The following is a 19,526-nucleotide window of genomic DNA, read 5'->3' on the forward strand; positions in this document are numbered from 1 at the left end:
GCAGGCGGCGCACGACCTTGCTTCGACCAGGGAGGACGACCGTGTCCGCAGGCACTCGCTTGACACCGTCGATTTCGGAAACCACGTCCAAGACCCCCCGCGGAACGCTGTACCGCGGACGCGAGGGCATGTGGTCGTGGGTGCTTCACCGCATCACCGGGATCGCGATCTTCTTCTTCCTCTTGGTCCACGTGCTCGATACCGCGCTGATCCGCGTCTCGCCCGAGGCTTACAACGCGGTGCTCGGCACATACAAGAACCCGCTCATGGGGCTCGGGGAGGTCGTGCTCGTCGCCGGCATCGCGTTCCACGCGATCAACGGCCTGCGCATCATCCTGATCGACCTCTGGTCGAAGGGCGCTCGCTACCAGCGTCAGATGTTCTGGTGCGTGATCGGCGTGTGGCTGGTGCTGCTCGCCGGCTTCGTGCCGCGGCACCTGATCAACGTGTTCTCGGGAGGATCGCACTGATGACCGCTCAGGCACAGGCTCCGGTCGCCGCTCCGCGTCGCCGCCGCGGCGTCAACCTCGAGAAGTGGGGCTGGGTGTTCATGCGCGCCTCCGGCGTGCTGCTCGTGGTCCTCATCTTCGGCCACCTCTTCGTCAACCTCATGGTCGGCGAGGGCATCCACGCGCTCGACTTCGCGTTCGTCGCCGGAAAGTTCGCCACGCCCTTCTGGCAGTGGTGGGACGTCACCATGCTCTGGCTCGCGCTGATCCACGGCGCCAACGGCATGCGCACGATCGTGAACGACTATGTGACCCGCCCCGCTCTCCGCAAGGCCTTGGTCTGGGCTCTCGGACTCGCCGCCGCGCTGCTGATCGTCCTGGGCACCCTCGTGGTGTTCACCTTCGACCCCTGCAACGGCGTGTTCGAGGACGGCGCCATGTGGGCCACCTGCCAGGCCATCGGCAACTGAGCGCACCGAGACACAGAAGAAGGCAAACGAGAGTGACCACGCAGACTCAGGATTCCGTCGTCAAGGACGGCGTGCACCATCACCAGTTCGACATCGTCATCGTCGGCGCCGGCGGCGCGGGGATGCGCGCGGCGATCGAGGCGGGGCCGGGCGCGAAGACCGCCGTGATCTCCAAGCTCTACCCCACACGTTCGCACACGGGAGCGGCGCAGGGCGGCATGGCCGCCGCGCTCGCGAACGTGGAGGAGGACAGCTGGGAGTGGCACACCTTCGACACCGTCAAGGGCGGCGACTACCTGGTCGACCAGGACGCGGCGGAGATCCTCGCCAAGGAGGCCATCGACGCGGTCATCGACCTCGAGAACATGGGTCTGCCCTTCAACCGCACGCCCGAGGGCAAGATCGACCAGCGGCGCTTCGGCGGCCACACCGCCGAGCACGGCAAGACCCCCGTCCGCCGCGCCTGCTATGCCGCCGACCGCACCGGGCACATGATCCTGCAGACGCTGTTCCAGAACTGCGTCAAGCTCGGCATCAACTTCTTCAACGAGTTCTATGTGCTCGATCTCCTCACCGTGAAGGACGATGCGGGCAAGACGGGAATCGCAGGCGTCGTCGCCTACGAGCTGGCCACCGGTGATCTGCACGTCTTCCATGCCAAGGCCGTGATCTTCGCGACCGGCGGTTTCGGCAAGGTCTTCAAGACGACCTCCAACGCGCACACGCTCACGGGCGACGGCGTCGGCATCGTCTGGCGCAAGGGGCTCCCCCTGGAAGACCTGGAGTTCTTCCAGTTCCACCCGACCGGTCTCGCCGGTCTCGGCATCCTCCTCACCGAGGGTGCCCGCGGTGAGGGCGCGATCCTGCGCAACGCCTCGGGCGAGCGGTTCATGGAGCGCTACGCCCCCACCATCAAGGACCTCGCTCCCCGTGACATCGTCGCCCGGTGCATGGTCCAGGAGGTCGCGGAGGGCCGAGGCGCCGGCCCCCACAAGGACTATGTGCTGCTGGACTGCACCCACCTCGGCGCCGAGGTGCTGGAGACCAAGCTTCCCGACATCACCGAGTTCGCCCGCACCTACCTGGGCGTCGACCCTGTCGTGGAGCCGGTGCCGGTGATGCCGACCGCGCACTACGCGATGGGCGGCATCCCCACGAACAACAACGGCGAGGTGCTCGCCGACAACGACACGATCGTCCCCGGCCTGTACGCGGCCGGGGAGTGCGCGTGCGTCTCGGTGCACGGAGCGAACCGCCTCGGCACCAACTCGCTCCTGGACATCAACGTGTTCGGCAAGAGAAGCGGCCGCAACGCCGTCGAGTACGTCAAGACCGCCGAGTTCCTGCCGCTCCCGGAGGATCCGGCCAAGGAGGTCCGCGAGATGCTGGAGGGTCTGCGCGGCAACGCAGGCACCGAGCGCATCGCGGTTCTCCGCAAGAAGCTCCAGGAGGAGATGGACCGCGGTGCCCAGGTGTTCCGCACCGAGGAGTCGCTGACTCACGTGCTCGGGGTCATCGAGGAGCTGCGCGAGCGCTACAAGAACGTGCACGTGGACGACAAGGGCCACCGCTTCAACACGGACCTCCTCGAGGCCGTGGAGCTCGGGTTCCTGCTCGACATCGCCGAGGTCGTCGTCTACGCCGCCCGCAACCGCAACGAGAGCCGCGGCGGTCACATGCGCGACGACTTCCCGAAGCGGGACGACGAGAACTACATGCAGCACACGATGGCCTACCTCGTGGGCGACCCCCACTCCTCCGACGCAGCGGACCACATCAAGCTGGACTGGAAGCCGGTCGTCTTCACGAAGAACGAGCAGGGCGAGTTGAACTACCCGCCGATGGAGAGGAAGTACTGATGTCCACCGCTCTCGTCGACCCGGATGCCGTCGCCGACCTGCAGGCCGCCGACGACAACGGTGTGCAGTCGTACCTGGTCACCTTCATCATCCGACGGTTCGACCCTGAGGTCGACGCCGAACCGCACTGGGTGGACTACGACGTCGAGATGTACTCGACCGACCGCGTGCTCGATGCGCTGCACAAGATCAAGTGGGAGGTCGACGGCTCGCTGAGCTTCCGCCGGTCCTGTGCGCACGGCATCTGCGGTTCGGATGCGATGCGCATCAACGGTCGCAATCGTCTCGCGTGCAAGACGCTGATCAAGGACCTGGACATCTCCAAGCCGATCTACGTCGAGGCCATCAAGGGCCTGCCGCTGGAGAAGGACCTCATCGTCGACATGGAGCCGTTCTTCGCCTCGTACCGCGAGGTGCAGCCGTTCCTCATCGCGAGTTCTTCCCCTGAGAAGGGCAAGGAGCGCACCCAGTCGATCACCGATCGCGAGCGCTTCGACGACACCACCAAGTGCATCCTCTGCGCGGCGTGCACCTCATCCTGCCCGGTGTTCTGGACCGACGGACAGTACTTCGGCCCGGCCGCCATCGTGAACGCGCACCGCTTCATCTTCGACTCGCGCGACGACGCGGCAGACGTCCGTCTCGACATCCTCAACGACAAGGAGGGCGTCTGGCGCTGCCGGACGACCTTCAACTGCTCCGAGGCGTGCCCCCGTGGCATCGAGGTCACCAAGGCCATCGCCGAGGTCAAGCAGGCGGTGCTGCGCGGCGGGCGCTGACTCCTCCACCCTCATCTCTGCCGCTCAGGGCGGTCACGCGATCCGCGTGGCCGCCCTGCGGCTCATCGAGGTCGACGAGCCAGTCGATACGCTGGCCGGGTGACCTCTCGCACGCCTTCCCCCTTCTCCGAGGACGCCACCGCGCCCGACGAGGAAGGCGCGGAGAAGCGGCTCTCCTCTCGTCTCCGCGCCGCGGCCGCCCCCTGGGAGGCGCCGATCGACCGCGCCGTCCGGATCACCCGCCGCACCCTCGGCTGGTTCCCGGTCCGGGTGTGGCGGCATTTCCTGCAGAACAACGGCTTCCTCCTCGCCGCCGGCGTCAGCTATCAGGCGCTGTTCAGCATGTTCGCGCTGATCTACGTCGCGTTCGCCGGCGCCGGGCTCTGGCTCGGCGGAAACGCGACCGCGATCGGTCGGCTGATCCAGGTCATCAACGGCTACCTCCCCGGTCTCATCGCCGATGAGGGCGGTCTGTTCACCACCATGCAGGTCACGCAGATCGCGCGGCAGAGCGTCGGCGTCCTGGCCCTGACCGGTGTCGCGGCGTTGCTTGCCGCGCTCTGGACGTCGATCGGGTTCATCACGTTCGCCCGCCGCGCGGTACGAGACATCTTCGGCATCCCGCCGGATCGCCGGAACTATCTGCTGCTCAAGGCCCGCGACCTCGTGGCCGCCCTGGTCTTCGCAGCGCTCCTCATGGTGGGATCGACGCTCGCCTCGACGGGCACCTGGGCGATCGGGCTCGTCTTCGGCCTCTTCTCCTGGGACACCGCTTCGGGCTGGTACACCCTCGCCGTCCGCCTCGGATCGATCGCGATCTCCTTTGCCGTGTTCTCGGTCGCCGTCGGCGTGCTGATGCGCTCCCTCGTCGGCATCGCCCTCCCCCTGCGCGGCGTGCTCCCCGGCGCGATGATCGGCGGCGGAGCGCTCACCGTCCTCCAACTGGGCGCGGGATGGCTGCTGAGCTACACACCGGCCAACCCGCTGCTGGCGACGTTCGCGATCTTCATCGGCCTGTTGCTGTGGTTCCGCCTGGTCGGCGTCGCGTTGCTGGTGGCCTCGTCCTGGGTCGCGGTCGCCGCGCGTGACGACGACGAGCGCCTGGTGCCGCCGAGCGCCGACGAGCTCCGCGCCGAGCGGCTCCGCGCCGAGATCGAGAGGGCTCGGCGGCGGCTCCGCGACGCTGTCGAGGCCCAGCGCGCCGCTCCCTGGTGGCGCCGAGCCCGGCTCCGTCGCGAGACGCGCGAGGCCTGGGACGCCCTGGCCGCCCTCACCGAGGACGCCCCTCGCTGACGTCGCCCTCACCGGCACGTCCTCCGCCTCCCGTGGTGTCCGTCGTCACGGGCGACGCATACCGACAGATGTCGTGACGGGAACGGGAAGGAGAACGGGCGGAGGAAAGGGCGGGATCGGATGTCGGTGACCGTCGATACGCTGGAGGCATGCCTCATCTGCGTGTCGCCACTGTCAACGTCAACGGGATCCGGGCCGCGGTCCGCAACGGGATGCACGGCTGGCTCGAGGACGCCGGGATCGACGTCCTCACCCTGCAGGAGGTCCGCGCACAGGACGAGCACCTGGAGGCGGCGTTCCCTGGGTGGTCGATCCTGCACGACGAGGCCACCGCGAAGGGACGAGCCGGCGTGGCGGTGCTGAGCCGCATCCCCGCCCTCGCCTCGCGGACCGCGTTCGGCGCCGAGGACTTCGACTCCAAGGGCCGCTGGCTCGAGGCCGACTTCCTGCTCGGCGACACCCCGCTGACGGTCGTGAGCGCCTACGTCCATTCGGGCGAGGCCGACACGCCGAAGCAGGTCGAGAAGTGGAAGTTCCTCGATGCGATGACCGTGCGCATGGCAGAGCTCTCCGCCGGAGATGCGCTCTCCCTCGTCACGGGCGACCTCAACGTCGGCCACCGCGAGCTGGACATCAAGAACTGGCGGGGCAACCGCACCAAGGCGGGATTCCTCCCCCGCGAGCGCGGGTACTTCGACCGGTTCCTCGGCGCCGCGGGTCAGACCGTCACCGGCGTGGACGGCTCGATCGGACCAGGACTCGGCTGGATCGACGTGGGTCGCGCCGCTCACGGCGAGGTCGACGGACCCTATACGTGGTGGACCATGCGCGGGCAGGCGTTCGACAACGACAGCGGCTGGCGGATCGACTACCACCTCGCCACGCCCCCGCTCGCTGCTCGTGCGACGGGCTACCGGGTGGCGCGCGCCGCCACTTACGCCGAGCGGTGGAGCGACCACTCCCCCGTCATCGTCGACTACACCTACTGAGCCCCACGGCGAGCGGGCGCGAAAGGCGCTCTGCATCGGGGCCATAGGATTGTCCTGTGACCAAGCCCCGCCTCTACTCCGGAATGCAGCCCTCCGCCGACTCGCTCCAGGCCGGCAACTACATCGGGGCGCTCCTGCAGTGGCGTGAGCTGCAGACCTCTTATGACGCCTTCTTCTCCGTCGTCGACCTGCACGCCCTCACCGTGGCGCAGGACCCTGCCGAGCTGCGGGCGAAGACGCGTCGTACCGCGGCGCAGTACATCGCCGCCGGCATCGAGCCGTCGCAGTCGACGCTGTACGTGCAGTCCCACGTGCGCGCCCACGCGGAGCTCGCCTGGATCCTCAGCACGATCACCGGCTTCGGCGAGGCCGGACGCATGACCCAGTTCAAGGACAAGTCTCAGCGCTACGGCGCCGACGCGACCTCGGTGGGCCTGTTCACCTACCCCATGCTGATGGCCGCCGACATCCTGCTGTACCAGACGGAGATCGTTCCGGTCGGCGACGACCAGAAGCAGCACGTCGAGCTGACCCGCGACCTCGCCGAGCGGTTCAACTCCCGGTTCGGCAAGACGTTCACGATACCGAAGCCGGTGATCCAGAAGGACACCGCGCGCATCTACGACCTGCAGAACCCCACGTCGAAGATGTCGAAGTCGGCCGAGAGCGACGCCGGGGTGCTGTGGCTGCTGGACGAGCCCTCCGCCTCCGCGAAGAAGATCATGCGAGCGGTCACCGACAACGAGGGCTCGGTCCGCTACGACCGGGAGAGCAAGCCGGGGGTCTCGAACCTGCTCACGATCTACGCCGCGCTCACGGGCCGGCCGATCGCCGTGATCGAGGACGAGTACGCGGGGCGTGGCTACGGCGACTTCAAGAAGGGCCTGGCCGAGGTGGTGACCGAGGAGTTCGGCCCCGTACGCGAGCGCGTGCTCGAGCTCCTGGCCGACCCCGCCGAGCTCGACCGCATCCTTGCGGCGAACGCGGCGCGGGCCGACGAGGTCGCCGACGCGACGCTCGCCGACGTCTACGACAGGGTCGGGCTGCTCCGTCGCGTCTCGCACCCGTCCTCTGCCGAGGCGTGAGCAGCGAGCACGCGCACCAGATCGGCCATACCGCGGTCGAAGTCCGCTGAGGTCGCGGCGAGATCGGACGTGGCGTCGACATCGGCCCACTGGTCCATGAGCGCCGAGGCGACCGCTCCGGAAGCCCCGACCAGCAGCAACGCCTCCCGAACCAGTGCGTCATCGCCCAGCGCCCGCCGCTCCGGATGCGCGGAGAGCCACCGCGCCGTGAGCTCGACGAGCTGGTGCCGCAAGGTCGAGAAGGTCTCCTCCCACCGTCCGATCGTCTCCGGCTGCTCGGCGATGAGGCGCCGACGTCCCGCCACGACCTCGGGGTCGACGCGATCGTCGCCGAGGGCCAGCAGGGAGACCGCGTTCACGGCGCGCGGGATGTTCGCCGCCCCGGCATCGAGCACGGCCCACGCGGCAGCCTGGTCGGTCAGCCGGAGCCGCGGCCCGAAGATCGCCGCGTCCAGCGACGAGAAGTAGTTGAAGAAGGTGCTGCGCGACACGTCCGCACGCTCGCACACCTCGGCGACCGTCACCGCGCCGTGCCCGCGCTCGCAGGCGATCCCCACGGCGGCTCGTTCGATCGCGACCTGCGTCCGGCGACGCTTCCGCTCCCGACGCCCGATAGCGGCAGGACCTGCTTCTCCGCTACGCTCGAACTCAGAATCAGACATGGTCCAATTATGGACTCCATCCACAACGGTGCGCCTACCCCGCGCCGGGGACCCCCACCCGAGCACGAAGGAGTGTCATGTCCGGCACCTCGCCCGCCCCTCTCCCCGCCGTGTCGTCGGACGCCCGCGCCGACGAGGGGTACTTCGGGCCGGAGAGCGTCTCCTGGAAGATCTTCTCCGACCCCGCCACCAAGCTCGGCGGGATGGCCGCGCTGCTGCTCCAGGCACTCAACCCGAACATGATGCGCCTGTTCGATCAGGCCACCGCGGCCTACGCCGACCCCGCCGGGCGCGGCGAGCGCACCGGACGCTTCCTCGAGACCACGATCTTCGGCGACCGCGCCCACGCCGACGCGGCGGCACTGTCGGTGCGCCGGATGCATGCGCACGCGGTGTGGACCGATCCCCAGACGGGTCAGACCCTCCGCGCGGACGAGCCCGCGTGGCTGGCCTGGACGCACAACACCCTGGTCTTCGCCCTGCTTCGTGCCGCCGAGGCCTTCGGCCTCGCTCTCACGCCCGCCGAACAGGATGCCTTCGTCCGCGAGCAGCACGTCGCGGCAGAGCTCGTCGGCTGCGAGCGTTCAAGCCTTCCGGCGACAAGGACAGAGCTGGAGGCGTACATCGACGAGCAGCGGCATTGGATGGCCCTCTGCCTGCCTGCCGCCGAGGTGACCAGGGCACTGCGCGCGCCGAAGCTGTCCGGCAACCCCGTCGCGGCCTGGACGGCGGTGATCGTGCAGGACGGCGTCCTCTCCCTCCTCCCCGACTGGGCGCTGTTGCTCTACGGCGTCGAAGGGCGCCCGATGAACCTCCGCCGCGCCGCGCGGACGACGCGGCGCCTGATCGGGTTCGCTCGGCGCAACCGCCCCTATGAACGGCTCGTGACCGAGATCACCGATCGCGTCGACACCCATCCCTACCGGAAGGTCCGCGTGAGCACCAGCCGCTCCGCCTCCTAGACCGGCGTGATGCGGCCGGCGGCCTGACAGGCTAGGGCTTCGAGACCTCGGCCTCCGATCCTGGACTCCTGACACGGGCCGCCCGACCCCGGGCCTGTCTGATGTCGGCTGCGGATGGCAGGATGGGCCCATGCCCGAGATGCCGGAGGTGCAGGGGCTCGTCGACTTCCTCGCGATGAGGACGACGGGTGCGACTGTCGCCCGCGCGGCGGTCTCGGCGATCTCCGCACTGAAGACCTTCGACCCGCCGCTCTCCGCCCTCGCGGGCAGGGCCGTGAGCGGGGTCCGCCGGCACGGCAAGTTCGTCGATCTCGCGCTGGCCACCGCCGACGACTCGATCCACCTGATCTTCCACCTCGCCAAGGCAGGCTGGCTGCGCTGGTACGACGAGGCCCCCAGCGCCCCCGTGCGGCCAGGGAAGTCCCCCATCGCACTGCGGGTGGCCTTCGACGACGGCAGCGGGTTCGACCTCACCGAGGCGGGCACCAAGAAGTCGCTCGCCGTGTACGTGGTCCGCGACCCTGCCGATGTGCCGGGGGTCGCGCGGCTCGGACCCGACCCCCTCGATCCGGCCTTCACCCGCGAGGCCTTCGCCGCCATCCTCGACGGGCGACGGACGCAGATCAAAGGGCTGTTGCGTGACCAGGGCGTGATCGCCGGGATCGGCAACGCCTACTCGGACGAGATCCTGCACGCTGCCCGCATGTCGCCGTACGCTCCCGCGGGAGGGCTGGGCAACGAGGGGACCACCCGACTCTACGACGCCATGCAGACGACGCTGCGAGAGGCGGTGACCGAGGCCTCGGGAAAGCCGCCGGCCGATCTCAAGGACGCCAAGCGACGGGGGATGCGGGTCCACGGCCGGCGCGGGGAGGCCTGCCCCGTCTGCGGCGACACGGTGCTCAGCGTCTTCTTCGCCGACCGCTCGCTGGAGTACTGCCCCACCTGCCAGACCGGCGGAAAGCCCCTGGCCGACCGTCGGCTTTCCCGTCTGCTGAAGTGACGACGAGGATGACGCCGAACGACGGGGAATGAAAACCGAGCCCCTGCGTTGGGTAGGCTGAGAGCATCAACGTGCTCCGGGGTCGGTGAGAATCCGAACCGGCGGTGACAGTCCGCGAGCCGAGGCCGCGTCGAAGGACGCGACCGAGGCCGACCCGGTGGAATTCCGGGACCGACGGTGATGCGAGGCGAGAGCCTCGTCAGTCCGGATGGGAGGCAGCACGCACGCTTGTCGTGCTCGCCGACCCCAGAGCCGTGACACCACGGAAGGACAGGGAGCACACATGGCTGCGACGGCGGCGGAGCGGGACGCGATGACGCGCGCGCTCGAGCTCGCGCGCCGCGGTCCCCGGGGCGTCAACCCGCAGGTGGGCGCTGTGATCCTCTCGCCCGGCGGGCAGGTGCTCGCCGAAGGCTGGCATCGCGGCGCCGGCACCCCGCACGCGGAGGTCGATGCGCTCGGGCGTCTCGGTCCCGGCGAGGCGCGCGGCGCCACCGCCGTGGTCACGCTGGAGCCCTGCAACCACACCGGACGAACCGGACCGTGCTCCCTCGCCCTCATCGAGGCGGGCGTCTCCCGCGTCGTCTACGCGCTCGAGGATCCCGGTGCGTCCTCCGGCGGCGGGGCCGAGCGCCTCCGCGCCGCCGGCGTCGAGGTCGAGACCGGCCTTCTCGCCGAAGACGCGCGCGACGTCATCGGCGACTGGCTGACCGCCCAGCGCCTCGGCCGACCGCACGTGACCGTGAAGTGGGCGCAGAGCCTCGACGGACGTGCCGCCGCGACCGACGGCTCCAGCCAGTGGATCACCGGTCCCGAGGCCAGAGCGGACGTGCACCGCCGCAGAGCCGGTGCCGACGCCATCGTCGTCGGCATCGGCACGCTCCTCGCCGACGATCCCGCCCTCACCGCCCGTGACGGCGACGCGCTCCTTCCTCGCCAGCCGCGGCCGGTGGTCATCGGGCGCCGCCCCATCCCTTCGGATGCCGCTGTACGCCGTCATCCCGAACCCCTGACCCGTTATCCGGACCACGATCTGCACGCGGTGCTCGCGGATCTCCACGACCGCGGGGTGCAGCGGGTGTTCGTCGAGGGAGGCCCCACGCTCGCGAGCGCGTTCCTCGCCGCAGGCCTCGCCGACACGGTTCTCGCCTACATCGCCCCCGTGCTCCTGGGCGGCCCACGCGTGGCGCTCGGCGACATCGGCGTCGAGGGGATCGCGCAGGCCCTGCGTCTGCGCGTCGACGCATGGATCCCCCTCGGGCCCGATCTGCTCGCCATCGCGAGCGTCTCGTCCGACGAGGAAAAAACGCCCCGGAAGAGCCCGGGAGAAGGAGGTTCCTGATGTTCACCGGGATCATCGAGGAGATCGGCGAGATCACCGCCGTCACACCGTCGGGAGACGGCTGGCGTCTGACCGTGCGTGCACCGCGTGCCGCCGCCGACGCCGTGCACGGGGAGTCGATCGCCGTCGACGGCGTCTGTCTGACCGTCGTCGGATCGACGGAGACCACGTTCGACACGGACGTCATGAAGCAGACCCTCGACGTCTCCGCGATCGCGGAGGCGGCCGTGGGCTCCCGTGTGAACATCGAGAAGGCGATGCCCGTCGGCGCCCGTCTGGGCGGCCACATCGTCCAGGGCCACGTCGACGGCGTCGGCGTGGTCCTCCAGGTCCGCCCTGGCGCGGAATGGCGCGTGCTCAGGATCTCGCTGCCCCGTGACGCCGCGCCGCTCGTCGTCGACAAGGGATCGATCTCGGTGAACGGCACCTCGCTCACCGTCAGCGCGGTGGGCGCCGCCGACGCGGTCGAGCACTGGTTCGAGGTGTCCCTGATCCCGGAGACCCTCGCCGCCACGACCCTGGGCGCCCTCACGGAAGGGGACCGGGTGAACCTGGAGACCGACATCCTCGCCCGGCACGTCGAACGCCTGCTCGCGTTCCGCGCCGACACTCTTGGCGCCCTCCGCGCCCGATTGGAAGGAGGCTCGCGATGAGCCTTGGCACCATCCCCGAAGCCCTCGACGCCCTCCGCGCGGGCCGCCCCGTCATCGTCGCCGACGATGAGAACCGCGAGAACGAGGGCGACGTGATCCTCTCCGCCGAGCTCGCGACGCCCGAATGGGTCGCCTGGACCGTCCGCTGGTCCTCCGGTCTCGTGTGCGCCCCGATGACGGCGGACATCGCGGACCAGTTGAACCTCCCCCCGATGGTCGAGGTCAACGAGGATGCCAGGTCCACCGCCTACACGGTCACGGTCGACGCGGCGAGCGGCGTGACCACCGGCATCAGCGCCGCCGACCGCGCGCGGACGCTGAACGTGCTCGCGGACCCGACATCGACCGCGACGAGCGTCATCCGTCCCGGCCACATCCTCCCCCTGCGCGCGGTGGACGGCGGCGTGCGCGAGCGCGGCGGCCACACCGAGGCCGCCGTCGAGCTGATGCGGCTGGCCGGGCTGCGCCCGGTCGGCGCGATCGCCGAGGTCGTGGCGGAGGACGGGAGCATGATGCGCATGCCCGGTCTCCTCCAGCTCGGAGAGACCAGCGGCATCCCCGTGATCACGATCGAGCAGCTCATCGCCTACCTCGACGAGCACGAGCCGCGCACCGCAGGCGACGCCTCGCAGGCCACGGCCCGTCGCCGCGTGAGCCTGCGTGCGAGCGCGACGGTGCCGACCGCGCATGGCGTCTTCCGGTTCCTCGCGTACAAGGACCGCACCACCGGCACCGACCACGTCGCGGTCGTCTCCGGCGAGCCAGGCGAGACGGCCCTCGTCCGGGTGCACTCCGAGTGCCTGACCGGTGAGGCGTTCGGCTCGCTCAAATGCGAGTGCGGCCCGCAGCTCGACGCGGCACTCGACGCGATCGAGCAGGAGGGCGGCGTCGTCATCTACATGCGCGGGCACGAGGGGCGCGGCATCGGCCTCATCAACAAGCTGCGGGCCTACGGCCTCCAGGAGGACGGCCTGGACACAGTCGACGCCAACCTGGCCCTCGGGCTGCCCGCGGATGCCCGCGACTACGCCGCGGCGGCAGGGATCCTCGCCGACCTCGGCATCTCGAAGGTGCGCCTGCTGACCAACAACACGGACAAGGTCTCGCAGCTCCGCGAGCTCGGGCTCGACGTCGTCGAGCAGGTGCCGCTGATCGTGGGCGTCGGCCCCAACAACCACCAGTACCTGGCGACCAAGCGTGACCGCATGGGCCACATCATCGGGGAGGCGGAGCTCGCCGCCGCCCTCGCCGGCGCCACGGACGCGAACAAGAAGGAGAAAGCATGAGCGGAGCAGGAGCACCCCCGACCGGAGGGATCGACGCGAACGGCCTGAGCGTGGTCGTCGTCGCCGGCACCTGGCACGAGACGATCACCGACGGGCTCATCGCCGGCGCGCGACGCGTCCTCGACGAAGCAGGGGCCTCCCACCGGCTCGTGCGCGTGCCAGGCTCGTTCGAGCTCGCCGTCGCCGCCCAGGCCGCCTTCGCCGGCGGCGCGGATGCGGTCGTCGCCCTCGGCGTGATCATCCGTGGCGGCACCCCGCATTTCGAGTACGTGTCGGCGGCCGCCACGGACGGGCTGACCCGGGTCTCGCTCGACGCGGGGCGACCGGTCGGCTTCGGCCTGCTCACCCTCGACGACGAGCAGCAGGGACTGGACCGCGCGGGGCTCCCCGGTTCGAAGGAGGACAAGGGTGCTGAGGCGGCGGACGCGGCCCTCCGCACCGCACTCGTGGTCCGCGGTCTCCGCGCCGGGGCCTGACGGCGCGAAGACCATCGGGCGGGGTGAGGCCTGCCTTCCTAGCGGCGCCGGAGCACGGCGGCGTAGCGTGAGGTCATGGAGATCCTGCGTCACGTCGTCGTGTTCGTCCACCTCATCGGTTTCGCCACGCTGTTCGGCGCCTGGGCCGTGGAGGCGTTCGGCGGCCGCAGGAACGTCACCCGGCTGATGAGCGTGGGAATGACGATCGCCGCTGTCGCCGGCCTCGCCCTCGCTGCCCCGTGGGGCCTGGCCGAAGGCGCGTCGATGAACTACGCGAAGATCGGCACCAAGCTCGTCGTGCTCCTCGTGATCGGCGCGTTCCTGGGCATCGGCTCGGCTCGCCAGCGCAAGGACGGCACCGTCCCCTCCGTCCTCTTCTGGGGGATCGGGGCGCTGACCCTCGTCAACGCCGGTCTCGCCGTCCTCTGGCGCTGATCCTCCTCTTCCGCGTGCACGCACGGTCGGCGTTGTCCATGCACGCTCGGTCGCGCCGACCCGGCCATGTCGGACGCACTCGCCCGACCTAGACCTGCGCCTCGGCCTCTTTCCGTGGCACCGCCGCGTCATCGCCCGCGGGCTCGGGGAACAGCGCGGTCAGCAACTGGCCGACCCACTCCAGCAGACCAGCGTCGGCCGGGGCCTCGCCCGCGGGCCGAGGCAGCGGCACGATCAGCGCCTCTCCCCCGCCGACGAGCTTCGCCTGCGGATAGAGCCGCTGCAGCCGCACTTTCATCGATTCCTCCAGCCGCGCCGGCGCCACCCGCAGGTTCGATCCCATCGCCACCACGTCCTGGAGTCCCGCCCGGGCGGCCCGTCGACGGAGACGCGCGACGGCGACGAGCCCCTGCACCTCTTCGGGAAGCCCGCCGTATCGGTCGACGAGCTCGTCGACGACTAGGTCGATCGCCTCGGCGGGCGCCGTCGCGGTCGCCGAGGAGGAGAGCTTCTGATAGGCCTCCAGGCGCAGCCGCTCGCTGTCGATGTAAGAGTCGGGGATGCGGGCGTCGACCGGCAGCTCCAGGCGGAGCTCGGCACCGGTCTCGGTCTCCTCTCCGCGGAACGTCGCCACCGCCTCCCCGATCATGCGCAGGTAGAGATCGAAACCGACCCCGGCGATGTGTCCGGCCTGCTCCGCGCCGAGGAGGTTCCCCGCCCCTCGCAGCTCGAGGTCCTTGAGGGCGACCTGCATCCCCGAGCCGAGATCGTTGTTCACGGCGATCGTCTGCAGCCGATCGGCGGCGGTCTCGGACAGCGGCTTCGCGTCGTCGTAGAGGAAGTAGGCGTAGGCACGCTCACGCCCTCGTCCCACGCGCCCGCGCAGCTGGTGCAGCTGCGACAGACCGTAACGGTCGGCACGGTCGATGACGATGGTGTTGGCGTTGGAGATGTCGAGTCCGGTCTCGATGATCGTGGTCGACACGAGCACGTCGAACTTGCGCTCCCAGAAGTCGTCGACGACCTGCTCGAGCTGGTGCTCCCCCATCTGACCGTGCGCCACGGCGATCCTCGCCTCCGGCACGAGCTCGGCGAGCTCGGCGGCGACCCGCTGGATCGACTGCACTCGGTTGTGGACGTAGAAGACCTGACCTTCGCGCAGGATCTCGCGCCGGATCGCCGCGGCGACCTGCTTGTCGCTCTTGGGCCCCACGAAGGAGAGGATCGGGTGGCGGTCCTCGGGCGGCGTCGCGAGCGTGGACATCTCACGGATCCCGGTGACTGCCATCTCCAGCGTCCGCGGGATCGGCGTCGCGCTCATCGCGAGGATGTCGACGTTGGTCTTCAGCTTCTTCAGCGCGTCCTTGTGCTCGACGCCGAAGCGCTGCTCCTCGTCGATGATCATCAGGCCCAGATCCTTGAACTGCACCTTCTCGGTGAGGATCCGGTGCGTGCCGATCACCATGTCGATCGAGCCGTCCAGGAGCCCTTCCACGACCTGGCGCGCCTCCTTCTCGGTCTGGAAGCGCGACAACGGGCGCACCTTGACCGGGAACCCGGCGAAGCGCTCGGCGAAGGTCTCCATGTGCTGCTTCACGAGAAGGGTCGTCGGGACCAGCATCGCGACCTGCTTGCCGTCCTGGATCGCCTTGAACGCCGCCCGCACGGCGACCTCGGTCTTCCCGAAGCCGACATCGCCCGAGAGGAGCCGGTCCATCGGGGTCGGCCGTTCCATGTCGGCCTTGATCTCGTCGATCGTCTGCAGCTGGTCCGGCGTCTCCGCGAAGGGGAACGCCTCCTCCAGCTCGCGCTGCCAGGGCGTGTCGGGGGCGAACGCGTGCCCCTTGGCCGCCATGCGGGCGGAGTAGAGCTTGACGAGCTCCACGGCGATGTCTCTGACCGCACGACGGGCCTTGCCCTTCGCCGCGGCCCAGTCGCTGCCGCCCATCTTCGACAGGGCGGGCGCTTCCCCGCCGACGTACTTCGAGAGCAGGTCGAGCTGATCCGTCGGCACATAGAGCTTGTCGCCGGGGTACCCGCGCTTGGACGGCGCGTACTCCAGGACCAGATAGTCACGGGTCGTCTTGGTCGCGTTCCGCCCGCCCGAGGACACCTCCCGCTGGGTCATCTCGACGAATCTGGCGATGCCGTGCGTCTGATGCACGACATGGTCGCCCGCCTTCAGCTGCATCGGGTCGACGACGTTCTTGCGGCGGGAGGCGAGCCTCTTCACCACGCGCTGGTCTCCGCCGATGGTCCGCCCGTAGAACTCGTTCTCCGTCAGCACCGCGAGCTTGGCCTCGGGGACCTGGAAACCGGCTTCGACCGAGCCCACGACGAGCGTCGCGACGCCGGGGTGGGGAATCGTGGCGAGCCCGTCCTCCACCCTCGCCGCCACGCCGCGGTCCGAGAGCACATCCCGAGCCCGCTCGACCAGCCCTGTCCCCGAGGCGACCAGCACGACCCGCCAGCCGTCGGCGACCCGCGCGGCGACGAACTCGATCGCGCCGTCGACGTTCCCGTGGAAGGACGGGATCGCGACGGCCGCCTGCCCGTCCGCTCCGTGCTCCGCGAACGCGTCCTCGGAACCGGGGTCGAAGGCGCTGAGCCGCCACCAGACCCCCTCCCGCCCGTGCACCGCCGCGCGGAGGTCCGCGATCGAGAGGAAGTCCCCCTGCTGCAGATCGATCGGCGCCGAGGCGCCGGCGGTCGCCGCGCTCCACGCCGCCTCCAGGAACTCGCGGTTGGTGTCGCCGAGGCTGGCCGCGCGCGCGCCGGAGCGTTCGGGGTCGACGAGCGCCACCGCCGCCCCCCGCGGAAGGTAGTCGGACAGCGGGACGACGGGTCCTGCGACGACCGGGAGGAGAGACTCCATGCCCTCGACAGGGATTCCCTCGGACATCTTCTGCAGCATTCCCGCGATGCCGGGGAACGCCGCGACAAGGCCCCCCGCGCGCTCACGGACCTCTGGGGTCAACAGCAGCTCCCTGCTCGCGGGGAGCGAGACACTCTCGACCGCGCCGGGCAACGATCTCTGGTCCGCCACCGAGAACAGGCGGATCTGGTCCACCTCGTCGCCGAAGAACTCCACGCGCGCGGGATGCTCGGCCGTGGGCGGGAAGACATCGAGGATGCCTCCTCGAACGGCGAACTCACCCCGTCGCGACACCATGTCCACGCGCGAGTACGCCCGCTCGACGAGTGCGCGGGCCATCGTGTCGAGATCGTGGCCACGCGACCCCTGGCGCAGCTCGAGCGGGGCGACCGCGCCGAGACCGGCCGCGATCGGCTGCAGGGCCGCTCGCACCGAGGCCACGACGACGAGCGGACGCTCTCCGTCCCAGACCGTCATACGGCGCAGCACATCGAGCCGGCGACCCACCGTGTCCGGGCTCGGGCTCAGACGCTCGTGCGGCAACGTCTCCCACGCCGGGAAGGAGAGGATCTCGGCGTCGGGGAGGAACGACGCCAGCGCGGCGGAGAGCGCCTCCGTCCTGCGCCCGGTCGGCGTGACCGCCAGCAGCGCGGCCGGCGCGCCGGAGCCGGCGCGCCGAGAGAGAAGCCCGGCGAGCATCGGAGCGTCCAGGCCGCCCGCGGCGACCAGATCGGCGTCGGTCTGAGCCCAGGTCAGGGCATCGCGAAACGACGACGCATCCTGTTCCAAGGCGCGAATGATCCCCTGCACAGTCACCGGAAGAGTCTACGCGGACCCCCGGACACCGCCGGCCGCAGCCCCGCGATCCCGCACCGGTCACCGTGATGTCGGCCCGGACGGACGATGCCCCCACCCCGCTCCTCACCGGCAACGACCACCTCATCCGAGGCTCGGACGTGATCGCAGACGATCGCGATGCTCCCTCCCGTCACGTCTAGGATGAACGCGTGAGCGATCCGCAGCAGCCGTCCGGTCCAGGGGCGACCCCGGGCTTCCCGCCTCCCGCCGCGCCGGCGCAGGGCTTCCCACCCCCGGCGGCGACGGCACCCAGGACAGCCACGCCCGACCTCACTCCGGCCTCTCCCGGCTCGGCTCCCTCGGCGTCGCCCCTGTCGGCTCCGGCACCTCACGCCCCGCCCGGTGCCTACCTCGGCCCCGCCGGCGGGTACACGGCCCCCTTCGCGGCGGCGACGCCGGCGGCGGCGCGACCCTCCCTCGGGCTCGGGCTCACGGCCTTGATCCTGTCGCTTCTGGCGACGGTCGGCGCATCCCTGGCGGGCGGCTGGGCCGCCTTCGAGATCGGCCGTGGCGTCGTGGACGACGAACACCTGAGCTCGCTCAGCGGTTCGCTGCTGCGCATCCTCTCCCCCGTGCGCGACATCGTGCTGTGGGCGGAGATCTCGTTCTGGGTCGGGACCCTGCTCGGGCTCACGGCCTTCGTGCTCGGCATCGTCGCGACAGTCCGGCGCAACGGTCGGCCCATGGGCATCGCCGCGATCGTGCTGGCCACGCTCGGCCCGGCCGTGTTCGGGGCCATCGTGTCGATGCTCCTGCCCCTCGGTGCCGCAGCCGGGTCCGTCGGCGCCTGACGCCCGCCCGGGACGGACTCCCGGCGCAGGCATCGCCGCGCCGTCAGGGAGGGAACGATCCGATGGACGCCGCTGCTCGGCGATCGGACGGCCGAGGCGGCGCTGACCGCCCGATCAGCGCACGTTCGCTTCCATCCACGGCACCGGGTCGATCGCAGTGCCATTGATGTGCACCTCGAGGTGCAGGCAGGAGCCGACGATCCATCCCGTGTTGCCGACGTACCCGAGGAACTGGCCGGCGGTCACGCGTTGGCCGACCTCCACCGCCCTGCTGCCGTACTGCATGTGGGAGTACAGGGTGGCGACGGCCTGACCGTCCCCCAGACCGGTGTGCTCGACCTGGACCGTGACACCGTAGCCCTGATAGCTCTCCTGGGAGAGCGAGATCACGCCATCGGCGACCGCATAGATCGGGGTGCCGATGGCGGCCGCGTAGTCCTGGCCCATGTGGGAACGGCCCGACCGCGCCGCGCCGAAGCCGTCGGTCAGCGTGTAGCTACCCGCCGTCAGAGGCTGGACCACCTGACCGGGCTTCGCGATCGAGGCGATGCCGGTCTTGGCCATCGCGGCCTCGGCTGCGCGGATGTCGAGAAGCTCGTCGGGCGTGGTGGCCGTGTAGCTGCCGGAGATGCGAACCTCGGGAAGGATGTCCTCATCGGCGGTGTAAGACTGCGCCGCCCGGATATCGGAGGCAGCGAGCGTCGTCGCACCCCCCTTGTCGTCGGCGTGCACCAGGGCGGCGGACACCGGCAGGGTCGTCCCGCAGACCAGCGCGACGATGGCGAAGGCGGCACCCACCGTGGTGGTGCGCCCGGCCCCGCCACGAGGGTGGGTGGGATCCGCCGAAGGACGTTCGGGGGCGGTAGAGGCCCGGCGCCCGGGTCGGGGCACCGGCGGGACCGCGCGGGCCGCACGACGACGCCTCTTCGGCTCCTGCGCCGGCTCTGCCTTCGGCGCGGCGATGTCATCAATCCGTGCTGCATCGATCTGTGCGGCGTCGGTCTGCGTCACGTCGTCGGACGAAGCCGCCTCATCGCCCTGAACCGCCCCGAGCCGCTGCGCCTCCGTCGAGGACGCGACGACAGCTGCCGGCGACGTCTCGCCGCCGCCCCGCTGCGTCCGCTCACGTCGGAGATCACGGCGCAGGCGCACCGGAGCCGCTTCGGCGTCCGAGGTCGCGGAGCCCGTCGGCCGAGCAGGAGTGGGCACGGTTTCGGGCAGTGACGAACTGATGATGGGCTCCTCGGGACGCGGAGTGT

Annotated in this window: 18 protein-coding genes and 1 riboswitch; of the genes, 15 read left to right on the forward strand and 3 right to left on the reverse strand. The window is 70.3% G+C overall.

The window, feature by feature from the left end; all coding sequences use genetic code 11:
• Positions 1 to 41: 41 nt before the first annotated feature.
• The 7 genes from sdhC to trpS all read left to right on the forward strand — a co-directional run bounded on the left by sdhC (position 42) and on the right by trpS (position 6,924).
• Positions 42 to 470: a succinate dehydrogenase, cytochrome b556 subunit gene (sdhC, locus tag ACP15J_RS04490; RefSeq protein WP_424980841.1), complete on the forward strand. Its 429-nt coding sequence runs from the start codon at positions 42 to 44 to the stop codon at positions 468 to 470.
• The gene (locus tag ACP15J_RS04495) at positions 470 to 919 is read left to right on the forward strand and encodes a succinate dehydrogenase hydrophobic membrane anchor subunit (RefSeq protein ID WP_424935254.1); all 450 of its coding nucleotides are present in this window, start codon (positions 470 to 472) and stop codon (positions 917 to 919) included. Before sdhC ends, ACP15J_RS04495 begins: the two co-directional genes overlap by 1 nt.
• 32 nt (positions 920 to 951) lie before the next feature.
• On the forward strand, positions 952 to 2,778 hold the full coding sequence (sdhA, locus tag ACP15J_RS04500; protein WP_424980842.1) for a succinate dehydrogenase flavoprotein subunit: 1,827 nt from the start codon (positions 952 to 954) through the stop codon (positions 2,776 to 2,778).
• A complete protein-coding gene (locus ACP15J_RS04505; protein ID WP_197220722.1) occupies positions 2,778 to 3,557 on the forward strand; it encodes a succinate dehydrogenase iron-sulfur subunit in 780 nt (259 codons plus the stop codon). Before sdhA ends, ACP15J_RS04505 begins: the two co-directional genes overlap by 1 nt.
• Positions 3,558 to 3,656: 99 nt before the next feature.
• Entirely contained in the window at positions 3,657 to 4,850 is a 1,194-nt protein-coding gene (locus ACP15J_RS04510; RefSeq protein ID WP_424935253.1) for a YihY/virulence factor BrkB family protein, read from the forward strand.
• A 149-nt stretch (positions 4,851 to 4,999) separates the two neighbouring features.
• Positions 5,000 to 5,839 carry an exodeoxyribonuclease III gene (locus ACP15J_RS04515; protein WP_424935252.1) on the forward strand — a complete coding sequence of 280 codons (840 nt, stop codon included), beginning with the start codon at positions 5,000 to 5,002 and terminating at the stop codon, positions 5,837 to 5,839.
• 56 nt (positions 5,840 to 5,895) lie between these two features.
• Positions 5,896 to 6,924 carry a tryptophan--tRNA ligase gene (trpS, locus tag ACP15J_RS04520; protein WP_424935251.1) on the forward strand — a complete coding sequence of 343 codons (1,029 nt, stop codon included), beginning with the start codon at positions 5,896 to 5,898 and terminating at the stop codon, positions 6,922 to 6,924.
• On the opposite strand, the gene ACP15J_RS04525 is transcribed toward trpS, so the two are convergent.
• The gene (locus tag ACP15J_RS04525; protein WP_424935250.1) at positions 6,867 to 7,586 is read right to left on the reverse strand and encodes a TetR/AcrR family transcriptional regulator; all 720 of its coding nucleotides are present in this window, start codon (positions 7,584 to 7,586) and stop codon (positions 6,867 to 6,869) included. The two genes, trpS and ACP15J_RS04525, sit on opposite strands and share 58 nt — an antisense overlap.
• 77 nt (positions 7,587 to 7,663) lie before the next feature.
• On the opposite strand from ACP15J_RS04525, the gene ACP15J_RS04530 reads away from it, so the two are divergent.
• The 7 genes from ACP15J_RS04530 to ACP15J_RS04560 all read left to right on the forward strand — a co-directional run bounded on the left by ACP15J_RS04530 (position 7,664) and on the right by ACP15J_RS04560 (position 13,743).
• Positions 7,664 to 8,548, forward strand: a complete 885-nt coding sequence (locus tag ACP15J_RS04530) for an oxygenase MpaB family protein (RefSeq protein ID WP_424935249.1) — start codon at positions 7,664 to 7,666, stop codon at positions 8,546 to 8,548.
• A gap of 130 nt (positions 8,549 to 8,678) precedes the next feature.
• On the forward strand, positions 8,679 to 9,551 hold the full coding sequence (locus tag ACP15J_RS04535; protein WP_424935248.1) for an Fpg/Nei family DNA glycosylase: 873 nt from the start codon (positions 8,679 to 8,681) through the stop codon (positions 9,549 to 9,551).
• A 68-nt stretch (positions 9,552 to 9,619) separates the two neighbouring features.
• Positions 9,620 to 9,776: riboswitch (FMN riboswitch) on the forward strand.
• Positions 9,777 to 9,834: 58 nt separating this feature from the next.
• A complete protein-coding gene (gene ribD / locus ACP15J_RS04540) occupies positions 9,835 to 10,893 on the forward strand; it encodes a bifunctional diaminohydroxyphosphoribosylaminopyrimidine deaminase/5-amino-6-(5-phosphoribosylamino)uracil reductase RibD (RefSeq protein WP_424935247.1) in 1,059 nt (352 codons plus the stop codon).
• Complete coding sequence (locus ACP15J_RS04545) at positions 10,893 to 11,546, forward strand: riboflavin synthase (RefSeq protein ID WP_424935246.1); 654 nt, start codon at positions 10,893 to 10,895, stop codon at positions 11,544 to 11,546. The genes ribD and ACP15J_RS04545 overlap by 1 nt, the downstream gene beginning before the upstream one ends.
• Positions 11,543 to 12,832: a GTP cyclohydrolase II gene (ribA, locus tag ACP15J_RS04550; protein ID WP_424935245.1), complete on the forward strand. Its 1,290-nt coding sequence runs from the start codon at positions 11,543 to 11,545 to the stop codon at positions 12,830 to 12,832. The genes ACP15J_RS04545 and ribA overlap by 4 nt, the downstream gene beginning before the upstream one ends.
• Complete coding sequence (gene ribH / locus ACP15J_RS04555) at positions 12,829 to 13,308, forward strand: 6,7-dimethyl-8-ribityllumazine synthase (RefSeq protein ID WP_424935244.1); 480 nt, start codon at positions 12,829 to 12,831, stop codon at positions 13,306 to 13,308. Before ribA ends, ribH begins: the two co-directional genes overlap by 4 nt.
• A 75-nt stretch (positions 13,309 to 13,383) precedes the next feature.
• Positions 13,384 to 13,743 carry a hypothetical protein gene (locus tag ACP15J_RS04560; RefSeq protein WP_424935243.1) on the forward strand — a complete coding sequence of 120 codons (360 nt, stop codon included), beginning with the start codon at positions 13,384 to 13,386 and terminating at the stop codon, positions 13,741 to 13,743.
• A gap of 88 nt (positions 13,744 to 13,831) precedes the next feature.
• Here the strand turns inward: ACP15J_RS04560 and mfd are convergent, their stop codons facing one another.
• Positions 13,832 to 17,434 (reverse strand): transcription-repair coupling factor, encoded by a 3,603-nt coding sequence (mfd, locus tag ACP15J_RS04565; RefSeq protein WP_424935242.1) that lies wholly within the window; start codon positions 17,432 to 17,434, stop codon positions 13,832 to 13,834.
• A gap of 191 nt (positions 17,435 to 17,625) precedes the next feature.
• On the opposite strand from mfd, the gene ACP15J_RS04570 reads away from it, so the two are divergent.
• Complete coding sequence (locus ACP15J_RS04570) at positions 17,626 to 18,267, forward strand: hypothetical protein (RefSeq protein WP_424935241.1); 642 nt, start codon at positions 17,626 to 17,628, stop codon at positions 18,265 to 18,267.
• 114 nt (positions 18,268 to 18,381) lie between these two features.
• Here the strand turns inward: ACP15J_RS04570 and ACP15J_RS04575 are convergent, their stop codons facing one another.
• The gene (locus ACP15J_RS04575; protein ID WP_424935240.1) at positions 18,382 to 19,476 is read right to left on the reverse strand and encodes a M23 family metallopeptidase; all 1,095 of its coding nucleotides are present in this window, start codon (positions 19,474 to 19,476) and stop codon (positions 18,382 to 18,384) included.
• Positions 19,477 to 19,526 lie beyond the last annotated feature (50 nt).

This window comes from Microbacterium sp. S308A+ (assembly GCF_049800815.1).
Taxonomy (GTDB): Bacteria; Actinomycetota; Actinomycetes; order Actinomycetales; family Microbacteriaceae; genus Microbacterium.